Source organism: Rhizobium sp. N324 (assembly GCF_001664485.1).
Lineage (GTDB): Bacteria > Pseudomonadota > Alphaproteobacteria > Rhizobiales > Rhizobiaceae > Rhizobium.
In genome coordinates this window covers 2,429,589-2,441,835 of record NZ_CP013630.1, presented here as the reverse complement: position 1 = coordinate 2,441,835, position 12,247 = coordinate 2,429,589, and the positions used below count along the sequence as shown (strand labels likewise).

Below are 12,247 nucleotides of genomic sequence, written 5' to 3'. Positions count from 1 at the left end.
TCGGCTTGCCCCGCCGATTGCGTGTCCGCCGCCGACCAGGTCTCGGCTGAGGAGGAGAAAGCCATGGCGGCATTTCATGTCATGACGGGTGCAGGCGAAAACTTCGCGCGGCCCGTTGTCAATCGCATCGGTATCGCCGACGTCTTCGACGCGCTGAAGCGCGGTTACGACGATTTCATGGAGAAACCGTCCCACTACGTGTTCCTGTGCCTGATGTACCCGATTGCCGGCGTCTTCCTGACATTGTGGACATCCGGCGCCAATCTTTTGCCGATGGTCTTTCCGCTGATGGCAGGTTTCGTGCTGATCGGCCCGATCGCAGCGATCGGCCTCTATGAGATCAGCCGCCGGCGCGAGGCCGGCGTCGACACCTCGTGGACGCATGCGCTCGAGGTGCGCCATTCGCCGGCGCTGCCGTCGATCGTCGCGGTCGGGCTGATGCTTTGCGGCCTTTTCGTCGTCTGGCTGGTGACGGCGCAGACGCTCTACAGCAATCTGCTCGGCGAAGTATTTCCCCGCAGCATGGCGGATTTCTTCCGCCAGGTCTTCGGCACGCCCGAAGGCATGCAGTTGATCATCTGGGGCAATCTGATCGGCTTCGTCTTCGCGCTCGTCGTGCTGGCGACGACCGTCATCACCTTTCCGCTGTTGCTCGACCGCGATGTCGGCGCGGTGGCCGCCGTCGTCGCCTCGATCCGCGCGACGATCGCCAATCCGGTGCCGGTGCTGCTCTGGGGCCTGATCGTCGCAACCCTGCTCGTCATCGGCACGATCCCGGTCTTTGCCGGGCTTGCGCTCGTCATTCCCATCCTCGGCCATGCGACCTGGCATCTTTATCGTAAGCTGATTGCGCGGGAAGCCGCGTAGTCAAACATTTCCGGGGATCTCGAATTCTCGTGATCCCCGGAGGTAAGCTTCACCAGTTCCCGGAACCTCGAGACCTCTCGCCGCGTTATTTGTGACCGGCTTTTTGGGAGGATTTCAGAGGTGTCGATGAAGCATCTGTTTGCCCACTTCGCAACCAAGGTCTCGGAATGGGCGGGCAAACCCATTGTCTTCATCCTGGCGCTCATCGCCGTCATCATCTGGGCGGCACTCGGTCCCTTCTTCGATTATTCGGAAACCTGGCAGTTGGTCATCAACACCGGCACGACGATCATCACCTTCCTGATGGTCTTCGTGCTGCAGAACGCCCAGACGCGCGACACCAGGGCGATCCAGGCCAAACTCAACGAAATCATCCTGACGAGCCATGCCGAGAACCGCTTCATCGGCATTGAGAACCTCGACGAGGAGGAGCTGAAGCGTCTTGACGAGCTGGTCGCCAAGGCGGCCAAGGGCAGGGGCGAGACGGAGGCTTGCAGGACCGTAGAGGCGGAGACAGTGCAGGCGATGCCGTCGAAAAAGACCGAGGTGCGCAAACGCCCGGTGAACGCCAAAGCCTCGAAGGGGAAACAACGGCCGCTTGAGAAGAACTAAATACAGTCCGCAATCACATAGAAAGGCGGCCCTGAAGGGTGACGCCAGACTGCTAATGCACGTCGTCCGGAAGTGTGCGGCGATTCCAGGTAACGAATGAATAAAAACAATGAGCTAAAACAATGCCTACCGACCTCTCTTTCGTCATCCTCGGGTTTGTCCCGACGATCTACTGCCGGTTGATTTGCGGCAGATCCTCGGCGCAAGGCCGAGGATGACGTCGAAGGGTTGGGAATCTCTCAAGCGTTTTTGAAGACGCGGCGAAAAATCGTGTCGACATGTTTCGTATGATAGCCGAGGTCGAATTTTTCGCGGATGTCCTCTTCCGACAACGCGGCCCGCACCTCCGCATCCGCCAGCAATTCCCCCAGAAAATCCTTGCCCTGTTCCCACACCTTCATGGCGTTGCGCTGCACCAGGCGATAGGCGTCTTCGCGGGAGGCGCCGGCCTGGGTTAGTGCCAGGAGGACGCGCTGGGAGTGGACGAGGCCGCGGAATTTGTTGAGGTTCTTCTCCATATTCTCGGGGTAGACCAGCAGCTTTTCGATGACGCCGGCAAGGCGGGCGAGGGCGAAGTCGAGGGTGACGGTCGCGTCGGGGCCGATCATGCGTTCGACGGAGGAGTGGGAGATATCGCGCTCATGCCAGAGGGCGACGTTTTCCATGGCCGGCAAGGCGTAGGAGCGGACCATGCGGGCGAGGCCGGTGAGGTTTTCGGTCAGCACCGGGTTGCGCTTGTGCGGCATGGCCGAGGAGCCCTTCTGGCCGGGCGAGAAATATTCCTCGGCTTCCAGAACCTCGGTGCGCTGCAGGTGGCGGATTTCGGTCGCCAGGCGCTCGATCGAGGAGGCGACGACGCCGAGGGTGGCGAAATACATGGCGTGGCGGTCGCGCGGGATGACCTGGGTCGAGACCGGCTCGGCTTTCAGGCCGAGCGCCTCGGCGACATGTTCCTCGACGCGCGGATCGATATTGGCGAAGGTGCCGACGGCGCCCGAGATGGCGCAGGTCGCGATTTCCTCGCGGGCGGCGACGAGGCGCTGGCGGCAGCGTTCGAATTCGGCATAGGCAAGCGCCAGCTTGACGCCGAAGGTTGTGGGCTCGGCGTGAATGCCGTGCGAACGGCCGATGGTGACGGTGTCCTTGTGTTCGAAGGCACGGGTTTTCAGCGCTGCGAGCAGGCGGTCGATATCGGCGATGAGGATATCGGTGGCGCGCACCAGCTGGACGTTGAAGCAGGTGTCGAGCACGTCCGATGAGGTCATGCCCTGGTGGACGAAACGTGCATCCGGGCCGACGATCTCGGCGAGATGGGTGAGAAAGGCGATGACGTCATGCTTGGTGACGGCCTCGATTTCGTCGATGCGGTCAACGTCGAAGGTGGCCGCACCGCCTTTTTCCCAGATCGTCTTTGCCGCCGATTTCGGGATGACGCCGAGCTCGGCCAGCGCGTCGCAGGCATGCGCCTCGATCTCGAACCAGATGCGGAACTTGGTTTCGGGAGACCAGATGGCGACCATTTCGGGCCGGGAGTAACGCGGGATCATGGGCGGGCTGCCTTCACTTCAAGAGGTTTAAGCGTTTCGTTTTGACGCAATTCCGGACGGAACACCGCGGGGCACTTTACGCGGAATTGCTTTAGTGCCCCTGTAGCAAAGACGGGCGGCAATCTCAACGCATGCGTTTGGCAAGATGATAGCTGCTGACGACAAGGCAGACGAGGCCGAGCGGCAGGAAAAGGCGCAGACCGATCACCAGGAACTGGTAGACGGCGCTGATGCTGGTGAAGACGAACTGAAAAGCCCAGACGAAACTGCCGAAGGGCGCATGCCAGCGGGAATAGAAGAGCCGGTATTCCATGGCGAAGAGAAAGGCCGTCATGGCGATCGTCGCTGCCGTCAGCGTCACGAAGAAGGCGGCAAAACGCGCTTCCGGCAGCCTGTCATGCGCGAAGAAGCGGGCGACCGGCAGGGCGAAGGGCCAGGCAAACAGGCCGCCGGCGAAATAAAGTGCGGCGACCTCGGCAAGCCGGCTCGTCTGCAGGCCGTTGCGGAGGTAAAGGCCGAGCATGGCGGAGGCGAGCATCTGCATGCCCCAGAACAGCGCGCCGGCAATCAGATCGGGGCAGGACGGCCGCGCAGCGCGCAGACGATCCCTCATCGGGCGATTTGTCCTAGGCCGATCCGGGCTCGGTCGATCTGTGCTGGAGTGATCCGGGCTCGGGCCATCCATCCCTGGGCGATCCGGGCTCAGGGATGAACCGGAACGGCAATCCAGCGTCCGTTCCGGTCGGCGTCGAAGGCGAGGATCAAGGCGATGTGAACCTGGTCTCCGGCTTCCGGCTGATAGACCACCGCGCCGCCGATCCGGTATTCGACAGAACAGGCGCGCTCGGCCGGAACTGCCGTCGCCTGCCGCGCCGCCTGGCGGTTCGGAGCGCCCTGTTTCTCGATCATCTGCAGGCTGAAACCGAGGACCCGCTTGTCGACTGCTGCACAATCCTTCGGCGTCGCCACCGGTATCTCGCTGAGCGCTAGCGTATAAGGTGACTTCGGCGGGCCATCGGTCGCAAGCGTGGTGTAACGGATGGTCTTCGAGGGGGAACCGAGTTCGGTCGGCGGATTGAACGCGGCGATCAGGCCGGGATTGGTCAAGAGATCGTACTTATCCATCTGGCTGCGCGCCGCCGTCAGGTTCTGCCGCCGCGCCTTGGAAAGATTGGCGTCCTTCTCGGTCATCTCCGTGCGGAAGGGCGTGCCCTCGAGATACTGGCCGTTTTCGGTATCGACGAAATAGGTGTTGGAGTAGGGAGCGCCGCCTTCCTCCTTGATGCCGAACTCCTGAAATCCGAACACTTTGCCATCGGCGGAAAAGCCGATCGGCTGGATATTGGCGATGTCGCCCGCCAGTGATAGGCCGGGCAGGCCGGCCAATGCGGCGGCAAGCATGCCGCCGATGATCAGACGCTTTATCATCCTCGTGCCCCTTCGGCTGCCTGACGCAGATCGGCGACGGTCCGGCGATAATCCTCGACCGTGGCGCCCTTGAAAATTGCCGAGCCGGCGACCAGGACGTTGGCGCCGGCGCGGGCGATTGCCGGCGCTGTTTCCACCGTGACGCCGCCGTCGACCTCGAGTTCGATCGGCCGGTCACCGATGAGTGACTTCGCGGCTGCGATCTTGGCTTCCATTGCCGGAATGAACTTCTGCCCGCCGAAGCCGGGATTGACCGACATGATCAGGATGAGGTCGACGTCGTCGAGCACGTTTTCGATGGCGCTGAGCGGGGTCGCCGGATTGAGCGTCACCCCGACCTTTTTGCCCAGATTGCGGATGGTCTGCAGCGAGCGGTGCAGATGCGGCCCGGCTTCGGCATGGACGGTGATGCGGTCGCAGCCGGCCTTGGCGAAGGCTTCGAGATAGTCGTCGACCGGCGAGATCATCAGGTGGCAGTCGAACGTGGCCGAGGTATAGGAGCGCAGCGATTTGATGACATCGGGGCCGAAGGAGATGTTCGGCACGAAATGCCCGTCCATCACGTCGAGATGGATCCAGTCGGCGCCGGCGGCCGTGACGTTGCGCACCTCCTCGCCGAGCCTGGCGAAATCCGCCGCGAGGATCGAGGGGGCAATGCGAATGGGCAGCGTCATCAAGTTTTACTCCCTGTGGGCCGCCATTTGAGCACGGCCTCCGATTTCAAGACTGGCGGCCGCTCACTCCATCGGCGCGGCAGGTGGAAAAAAGCCGTTGCCCCGCCATTCGAGCAGGCGGTAGGCGTTTTGCGCAAGTTCATGCGCGGCGGTGAAGGCGATGGGGCCGACCGGCGTCTGGAACGTCGTGCCGACAAGCGACGCCTGGAGAGGCTTGCCGGCCGCAACGGCGGCTTCCCCGGCCTGGCTGGCAATCAGCGCTGCCGCGAGCGACGGCAGGACATAGCCTTCCGGCTCTATGCCCTTGGCGCCGAGAGCCTCGGCCGCCGCTGCGCCTTCCGGCAGAAGCGCATATTCCGGGAGGGCGACGGCGCGCACGCCGGGCGCGAGCGGCAGCGGCTGGTCGGCCGCACGCATGGCATCGCCGCCGAGAATGAAGAGCGGGATGTTTTCCGCCTTGGCGTCGCGGGCGATGACGGCGACATCGTTGCGGTCGCCGCCGATGAAGACCCTGGTGGCGCCGGCGCGTTTCAGCCGGCGGACCAGGGCAACCTGCTGCTCCTGTCCCGGGCGATAGGTATCGGTAAAGACCGGCTTCAGGCCGTTCTGCTCCAGCGCATTGCGCACCGCTTCCGTCAGTTCACGGCCATGGATGGTGCCGTCCTCGATCAACGCGATCGGATCGGCGGCCCAGTCCTTGAGGATCACTTCGTTGACCTTTGCCGCCTCAGTGCCATCGGCGGGCGCGAGACGAAAGAGCGGCCAGCCGTTTTTCAGCGCATCCTCCATCAGGATGCGGGAGCGAACCGAGACGGTGATGGCGGCAATGCCGGCGTCCTTCAGCTTCGGCAGGGCGCCTTCCAGCGTCTCGCTGCAGAGAAAGCCGATCGCGACCTGCGCCTTGGCAGCGACCAGCGCGTCGGCAACCGCAGCACCGCTATTGTCCTCGCAGGTCTCGTTGATGGCGACGAGGGTGTTTCCGGATCGCTGGATCTCGAAACCGGCCCCAGCGGCAATCTGGGCGCCGAGCAAAGCGAGTGAACCGTTCTGAGGGGCGACGACGCCAATCGTCACGCCCGCCGCATGGCCTGGTGCCGCCGCTCCCAGCAGCGCCAGAAAGGCTGCTATGCCACGCAGGTTGATCATGAAAGGCGGAGATCCCCTAGCCATCGTCCATGCCCTTTTATCCGCAAGGCCGCGATCGTCAAAGAAAAACAAGCGTGCCGCAGTGCTTTTCACCGGTCCTATTGTAGAAAAGGTAACCGATGCTCGCCATATTGGCGCGATAGAAAGTCGAACTGCAGCGCGGGGCGGCCTTTCGGTGACGCAAAGGACGCTGCAGGACTTTGCATTGCTGCTAATTGTATGCAGTCGGCAGCAGAGCGCACGGGAGAAGCAGGTGTTGAACAGGCAGCATATCGACCCCGGTCTTTATCGAGACGCCATGAGCCGTTATGCCGGCCATGTGCAACTCGTAACGACGGCGCTGGGCGAGTTGCGCCGCGGCGTCACCATCACCGCCGCCTGCTCGGTCTCGGATAATCCAGCCTCCGTGCTGGTCTGCCTCAACAACACCAATCCGAAAAACGAAATCTTCTTCCGCAGCGGCGTCTTCGTGCTGAACACGCTCGGCGCCCATCATCAGGGCGTTGCCGACGCCTTTTCCGGACGGACCTCGCTTGCCGATGGCGAGCGTTTCGCCAGCGCCCGGTTCGAGACGCTGGTCACCGGCGCGCCGGTGCTCGCCGATGCGCTCGCCGCCTTCGATTGCCGGGTGACCGACATCAAGGAAATGCCGACGCATAATGTCATCTTCGGCGAGGTCGCGGCCGTGCGCTTCAGCGAAAAGCATCCGGCGCTCATCTATATGAACCGGGATTATCACGCGCTGTGATGGCCGCCACGGCCGGGATTTCGAGGGAATAGCGAATGGACAATGCCGGCATCGAGGAAATGTTTCAGGGGCTCGGCCCGGTCACGATCAAGCGTATGTTCGGCGGCAAGGGCATCTATCATCTCGGCCGCATCGTTGCGCTCGAAGTGCGGGACGAGATGCTGCTGAAGGCCGACGAGACCAGCGCCCCGGAGTTTGCCGCCGCCGGCGCCACGCAATGGAGCTACGAGGGCAAGAAGGGCAAGCCGGTGAAGATGCCCTACTGGTCGATCCCCGACGAGGCCTATGACGATCCCGATCTGATGGCGAAATGGGTACGGCTTGCCTATGAGGCGTCGCTGCGCGCCGATAGCTGACTCTCTTCGGCAATCGGCAAAGCCGCTATCGCCGCCTTGGTGAAGGCCGAGAGCGGTTCCGGCAAATCCGTCAGCGGAAACCAGCCGAAATCGGAAAGCTTGTCCGGTTCGGTCAATTGCGGCTCGCCTTCGACGTCGCGGGCGAGATAGAGAAGTGAAATCCAGTGCTGGCGGTCGGTGTCGATGATCTGTTCGGTCATGCCGATCCGCTCGATCCGGCCGATCCTGAGGCCGGTTTCTTCCTCAGCCTCGCGGCGCGCGGCTTGCTCGGCCGGCTCCATATGATCGACTTTGCCGCCGACGATATTCCAGTAGCCGGCTTCCGGTGGGCGCACGCGCTTGTAGAGAAGAACCTTGGCGTCGCGCAGAATGACCAGGCCGACGCCGAAGCCCGGAAAATCGAGACCGGGCTTAGCCATGGCGATCAGATCTTGGCGCTGCCGGCGATGAGCATGAAGGCGGGGATATCGTCGCCGAAGCCGACCGGGGTGGGGCCGTCATCGTGGTCGCGATGGCGGCGGCGGTCGCGGCTGTCATCGTTTGCCGGATAAGGCCGGCTGTTACGCGCATTGTTTTGCGGCTTCTGCTCTGCTCTGCGCTCGTTCTTCACGATGTCGGCCTTTACTGGTGCTGCCTGGATCACTTGGACGTCATTATCCTGGATGTCGTTATCAGATTTATGACCGGTGGCGCTGCGATTGCCGCGTCCGCGACCACGATCTCTCTCGCCGCGTTCACCCTTTGCGCCACGCTCGCGGCTGTTGCGCCGCGGGCGGTCGCTGTCGGCGCTTTCTTCTGCCGGCGGCAGAGAGCTCACATCGCCGCTCAGCCATTCGACTTTTTCGCCGATCAGCTTTTCGATCGCATCGACGAATTTGCTGTCGCGCTTGGTGACCAGCGTGAAAGCGGCGCCCGAGCGGCCGGCACGGCCGGTGCGGCCGATGCGGTGGACGTAATCCTCGGAATGGATCGGCACGTCGAAATTGAAGACGTGGCTGACATCGGGAATGTCGAGGCCGCGGGCGGCGACGTCTGAGGCAACCAGCAGCTGGAGATTGCCGTCACGGAAGCTCTGCAGTGTCATCGTGCGGGAGCGCTGGTCCATATCGCCATGCAGGGCGCCGACGGAAAAGCCGTGGCGTTCCAGCGACCGGAAGAGATCGGCAACATCCTTCTTGCGGTTGCAGAAGATGATGGCGTTCTTGAGTTCGGTCTGGGCGCGGACGAGATCACGCAGAACGGCGCGCTTCTCGTAATCCTTGCTGTGCGAGGCGACGAAGCGCTGCGTCACGGTCTTTGCGGCCGAGGCGGGCTTGGCCACTTCGATGCGCTCGGGATTCTGCAGGAAGCGGTCCGCGAGCTTCTGGATCTCCGGCGGCATGGTTGCCGAGAAGAACAGCGTCTGACGGGTGAACGGGATCATCTTGGCGATGCGCTCGATATCGGGGATGAAGCCCATGTCGAGCATACGGTCGGCCTCGTCGATGACGAGAATCTCGACGCCGCTCATCAACAGCTTGCCGCGCTCGAAATGGTCGAGCAGGCGGCCGGGCGTGCAGATCAGCACATCGGCGCCGCGCTCGAGCTTGCGGTCCTGGTCCTCGAAGGAAACGCCGCCGATCAGAAGGGCGACGTTGAGACGATGGTTCTTGCCGTATTTTTCGAAGTTCTCGGCAACCTGGGCGGCGAGTTCGCGCGTCGGCTCCAGAATCAGCGTACGGGGCATGCGGGCACGGGCACGGCCCTTTTCCAGAAGCGACAGCATCGGCAGAACGAAGGATGCCGTCTTGCCGGTGCCCGTCTGCGCGATGCCGCAAATGTCGCGACGCTCGAGCGCAAAGGGAATGGCTCCCGCCTGAATAGGCGTGGGTATCGTGTAGCCCGCGTCGGTAACAGCGGATAGCACTTTTTGGCTCAAGCCAAGGTCAGCGAATGTCGTCAAAGGGAAAACTGTTTCCGTTCCGGTTCGGCCGAGCTCTGAACGAGTCGGCGGGATTGCATGCCGCAATGCAGCGCGACATAGCCCCGAATGGCCGGCAAGTCAAGAAATAGAGAGGCCGCACCCCGTACAGAGTGAAGCGATGGTTACCTGACGGCAGTTACTTGAGATAGGTGGCGAGTTTAAGGCCGGCATTCATGAAATATACTGGATCGACCGCGTGGCCGTCCTGGCGCACTTCATAGTGGAGGTGCGTCCCCGTCGAACGGCCGGTGCTGCCGGCAAGGCCGATGACGTCGCTGCGGCCGACCGTGTCGCCGATCTTGACCAGCACCTGGGACATATGGCCGTAGCGCGTCGAGATGCCGTTGCCGTGGTCGACCTCGACCATGTTGCCGTAACCGCCCGTCCAGCCGGCTGCGATGACCTTGCCCGGCGCCGACGGGCGGATCTTCTCGCCCGGCGAGAAGCGGAAATCGATGCCGGAATGCAGCGCGAGGCGGCCGAGGAAAGGGTCGCGGCGATTGCCGAAGGGGCTGGTCACGTCCTTGCCGATAGCGGGATTGCGGAAGGGCAGGGATTCCGCGGTGCTGCGCACCGCCTCCAGCCGGGTCAGCGCGCCGTCGAGCGTTGCCAGCGAATTGTTGAAATCGTCGTTGCTTTCAGGTTCGACATAGGGGCCGCCGACGGCATCGTCGTCCTGCTTTGTCGCAGTCTCCTCAGGCACCGGAATTTTGAAACGGGTCAGCACCTTGCCGATCGCATTGGCGGCATTGCCGGCGTCGCTCGTCAACTGCTCGACGCGGTTGCGCTGGTCCTGTTCGACGCCCTTCAGCGACAGCGTCACGTTGGAGAAGATGCGGTCGGCGCGGTCGCCGACCGTTTCGGCGGAGGGCACATAGGCAAGTGTCGAATTGTCGGGCGTCGCATCGGCAGGTGCGCCGCTCGCCAGCTGTTTCTCGATCGCCTCGATGCCGCCGCCGGTCAGTGAAGCGCGCTTGTCCTTGATGTCGGGGGCAAAGGACTGAACCGGCGAAGACGGCTCGGGCAGGGCGCCGGCCTTATCCGTCAGGCCGGAGCTTTCGGCCCGGTCGAGCAGATTGTCGAGCTTGCCGTGGCGCGACGTCAGCGCCATCTGCTGTTCCATCAGCTTGTCGACCTTATCCTCGACCACCTGCTGGTCGAGAAGCTGGCGGGAGGTGATGCGGTCGACCTGGGCGCGAAGGGCGGCGATGCGGTCTTCGTAGTCGTGTTGCATGCGGGCCTGGCGCGCCATGGTGGCGCCGATCAGGTCGTCGCGCAGAACCAGATAGGAGGTGGCCAGCAGGTAGCCGATCGAGAAGACGCCGACAAAGCAGAAGGCAACTGCTGCCATCCATGGCCGAACCGTCATGTGGCGGACCTTGTCGCCGCTTGCGAGGATGAGGATATGTTCCTGCGCCCGCCTGCCGAATACCCGGTGCTGATGTCCGCTGTTCACGCAGGCTCTCCCGACTGATGCTCTACGCCTCTTTCGGGAAATTAGACACGTTTATGGTTAATGAATGCTTTCTTTATCGTTATGCGCGCCAATAATATCAATGATCTCAGGCGTGGCTAATCGATGCCAGCGAGCGATAGAAGGATGGTGTCAGCCCGGCCTCGGCGCGGGCAAGATCGTTGAAAGGCGGCTTCAGCGGCCCGCGGAAATTGGCGCGCACCAGCTCCTGGAAGGCTTTGGCCGGGTCGCGCTTCTCCCGCGCGCAGAGGAAGCGAAACCATTTGGCGCCGACGGCGACATGGCCTTTCTCGTCGTTGTAGATGACGTCGAGGACATCGGCACTTTCGAGGTCGCCGGTCTGGCGCATCTTTGCCTGCAGTGACGGCGTGACGTCGAGGCCGCGGGCTTCAAGAATCAGGGGCACGACGGCGAGCCTTGCCGTCAGGTCGTTGCGGGTCGAATGGGCCGCCTGCCAGAGCCCGTCATGGGCGGGGAGATCGCCGTAATCGGCGCCGAGATCGTTGAGGCGGGCGCGCACCATACGGAAATGCTTCGCCTCCTCGAAGGCAACCTGCATCCAGCCGTCGAAAAAGGAATTCGGCACCTGTTCGGTGGCAAATCGCGCAACGATATCAAGCGCCAGATCGACTGCATTGAGTTCGATATGGGCGATAGCATGGAGCAGGGCGATCCGGCCTTTCAGCGTATGCAGCGAGCGCTTTTCCACCTGGGTCGGCGGCGTCAGCACCGGCCTGTCGGGACGGCCGGGCCTCTCCGGCAGGGCCGCATCGAGCGGCGAGCGCAGCGACACCCGGCGGGCGAACCAGCGGGTGGCGCTTTCCTGCGCAAGCGCCGTCTTGCGGTCGAGATCGGCGGAGCAGATGGCATCGATGGCGCCGCCGCGCAGCGAGGTGATCGCGAGGTCGCCGGTCACGCGGCGAGATTCCGCACGGCCTCGAGCACGGTTTCGGCATGGCCCTGCACCTTCACCTTCTGCCAGATGGTGGCGATCGTGCCGTCCTGGCGGATCAGGAAGGTGGTGCGCTCGACGCCCATGAAGTTACGGCCGTACATGCTCTTTTCCTTCCAGACGCCGTAGGCCTGCAGCGTCGTCTTTTCCTCGTCCGAGGCAAGCGCCACCGAAAGACGGTGCTTTCTGATGAACTTGTCGTGACAGGCGGCCGAATCGGGCGACATGCCGATGACGGCTGCGCCCGCCGCCTCGAACTCGCTTGCCAGCGCGGTGAAAGCCAATGATTCGGCGGTGCAGCCGGTCGTATCGTCCTTGGGATAGAAGAACAGCACGAGCGGCCTGCCCTGGAATTCCGCCAGCGAGATGCGGCCGCCGCCATCGCGGGGAAGGTTGAAATCAGGAGCCGTGGCGCCGATGCCGGGAACCGCCATTGGGAAAACCTTTCTTTTGCCGGGTTTGTGGATGACACTTTCTCTC

Annotated in this window: 14 protein-coding genes; 4 read left to right on the top strand and 10 right to left on the bottom strand. The window is 62.9% G+C overall.

From position 1 onward, the window contains the following. Nucleotides 1-63 precede the first annotated feature (63 nt). The gene (locus AMK05_RS11800) at nt 64-867 is read left to right on the top strand and encodes a DUF2189 domain-containing protein (RefSeq protein WP_064838618.1); all 804 of its coding nucleotides are present in this window, start codon (nt 64-66) and stop codon (nt 865-867) included. A 126-nt stretch (nt 868-993) separates the two neighbouring features. Then, nucleotides 994-1,479 carry a low affinity iron permease family protein gene (locus AMK05_RS11795; protein WP_064838617.1) on the top strand — a complete coding sequence of 162 codons (486 nt, stop codon included), beginning with the start codon at nt 994-996 and terminating at the stop codon, nt 1,477-1,479. A gap of 239 nt (nt 1,480-1,718) precedes the next feature. Here the strand turns inward: AMK05_RS11795 and purB are convergent, their stop codons facing one another. The 5 genes from purB to AMK05_RS11770 form a co-directional block, all read right to left on the bottom strand. Continuing rightward, nucleotides 1,719-3,026: an adenylosuccinate lyase gene (purB, locus tag AMK05_RS11790; protein ID WP_064838616.1), complete on the bottom strand. Its 1,308-nt coding sequence runs from the start codon at nt 3,024-3,026 to the stop codon at nt 1,719-1,721. Nucleotides 3,027-3,150: 124 nt separating this feature from the next. Next, on the bottom strand, nt 3,151-3,639 hold the full coding sequence (locus AMK05_RS11785) for a hypothetical protein (RefSeq protein WP_064838615.1): 489 nt from the start codon (nt 3,637-3,639) through the stop codon (nt 3,151-3,153). A gap of 89 nt (nt 3,640-3,728) precedes the next feature. Next, nucleotides 3,729-4,454, bottom strand: coding sequence for a DUF2259 domain-containing protein (locus AMK05_RS11780; RefSeq protein WP_064838614.1), 726 nt, complete (start codon nt 4,452-4,454; stop codon nt 3,729-3,731). Further along, on the bottom strand, nt 4,451-5,128 hold the full coding sequence (gene rpe, locus AMK05_RS11775; protein ID WP_064838613.1) for a ribulose-phosphate 3-epimerase: 678 nt from the start codon (nt 5,126-5,128) through the stop codon (nt 4,451-4,453). The genes AMK05_RS11780 and rpe overlap by 4 nt, the downstream gene beginning before the upstream one ends. A 63-nt stretch (nt 5,129-5,191) precedes the next feature. After that, entirely contained in the window at nt 5,192-6,274 is a 1,083-nt protein-coding gene (locus tag AMK05_RS11770; protein ID WP_064838612.1) for an ABC transporter substrate-binding protein, read from the bottom strand. A gap of 253 nt (nt 6,275-6,527) precedes the next feature. On the opposite strand from AMK05_RS11770, the gene AMK05_RS11765 reads away from it, so the two are divergent. Both AMK05_RS11765 and AMK05_RS11760 read left to right on the top strand, forming a co-directional pair. Further along, on the top strand, nt 6,528-7,022 hold the full coding sequence (locus AMK05_RS11765) for a flavin reductase (protein ID WP_064838611.1): 495 nt from the start codon (nt 6,528-6,530) through the stop codon (nt 7,020-7,022). A 35-nt stretch (nt 7,023-7,057) separates the two neighbouring features. Next, complete coding sequence (locus AMK05_RS11760; RefSeq protein ID WP_064838610.1) at nt 7,058-7,378, top strand: TfoX/Sxy family protein; 321 nt, start codon at nt 7,058-7,060, stop codon at nt 7,376-7,378. On the opposite strand, the gene AMK05_RS11755 is transcribed toward AMK05_RS11760, so the two are convergent. The 5 genes from AMK05_RS11755 to AMK05_RS11735 form a co-directional block, all read right to left on the bottom strand. Further along, entirely contained in the window at nt 7,348-7,797 is a 450-nt protein-coding gene (locus AMK05_RS11755) for an NUDIX domain-containing protein (protein WP_064838609.1), read from the bottom strand. The genes AMK05_RS11760 and AMK05_RS11755 overlap by 31 nt on opposite strands. Nucleotides 7,798-7,802: 5 nt before the next feature. Beyond that, complete coding sequence (locus tag AMK05_RS11750) at nt 7,803-9,320, bottom strand: DEAD/DEAH box helicase (RefSeq protein WP_064838608.1); 1,518 nt, start codon at nt 9,318-9,320, stop codon at nt 7,803-7,805. A 157-nt stretch (nt 9,321-9,477) separates the two neighbouring features. After that, nucleotides 9,478-10,797: a peptidoglycan DD-metalloendopeptidase family protein gene (locus tag AMK05_RS11745; protein ID WP_064838607.1), complete on the bottom strand. Its 1,320-nt coding sequence runs from the start codon at nt 10,795-10,797 to the stop codon at nt 9,478-9,480. A 106-nt stretch (nt 10,798-10,903) separates the two neighbouring features. Continuing rightward, nucleotides 10,904-11,731 carry a ferritin-like domain-containing protein gene (locus AMK05_RS11740; protein WP_064838606.1) on the bottom strand — a complete coding sequence of 276 codons (828 nt, stop codon included), beginning with the start codon at nt 11,729-11,731 and terminating at the stop codon, nt 10,904-10,906. Next, nucleotides 11,728-12,201, bottom strand: coding sequence for a peroxiredoxin (locus AMK05_RS11735; protein ID WP_012557791.1), 474 nt, complete (start codon nt 12,199-12,201; stop codon nt 11,728-11,730). The genes AMK05_RS11740 and AMK05_RS11735 overlap by 4 nt, the downstream gene beginning before the upstream one ends. Nucleotides 12,202-12,247: the final 46 nt, after the last annotated feature.

Coding starts and splice junctions, on each gene's coding strand:
- purB (WP_064838616.1), bottom strand. CDS start 3,026: ATGATCCCGCGTTACTCCCGGCCCGAAATGGTCGCCATCTGGTCTCCC.
- AMK05_RS11780 (WP_064838614.1), bottom strand. CDS start 4,454: ATGATAAAGCGTCTGATCATCGGCGGCATGCTTGCCGCCGCATTGGCC.
- AMK05_RS11800 (WP_064838618.1), top strand. CDS start 64: ATGGCGGCATTTCATGTCATGACGGGTGCAGGCGAAAACTTCGCGCGG.
- AMK05_RS11785 (WP_064838615.1), bottom strand. CDS start 3,639: ATGAGGGATCGTCTGCGCGCTGCGCGGCCGTCCTGCCCCGATCTGATT.
- AMK05_RS11755 (WP_064838609.1), bottom strand. CDS start 7,797: ATGGCTAAGCCCGGTCTCGATTTTCCGGGCTTCGGCGTCGGCCTGGTC.
- AMK05_RS11760 (WP_064838610.1), top strand. CDS start 7,058: ATGGACAATGCCGGCATCGAGGAAATGTTTCAGGGGCTCGGCCCGGTC.
- rpe (WP_064838613.1), bottom strand. CDS start 5,128: ATGACGCTGCCCATTCGCATTGCCCCCTCGATCCTCGCGGCGGATTTC.
- AMK05_RS11735 (WP_012557791.1), bottom strand. CDS start 12,201: ATGGCGGTTCCCGGCATCGGCGCCACGGCTCCTGATTTCAACCTTCCC.
- AMK05_RS11795 (WP_064838617.1), top strand. CDS start 994: ATGAAGCATCTGTTTGCCCACTTCGCAACCAAGGTCTCGGAATGGGCG.
- AMK05_RS11770 (WP_064838612.1), bottom strand. CDS start 6,274: ATGATCAACCTGCGTGGCATAGCAGCCTTTCTGGCGCTGCTGGGAGCG.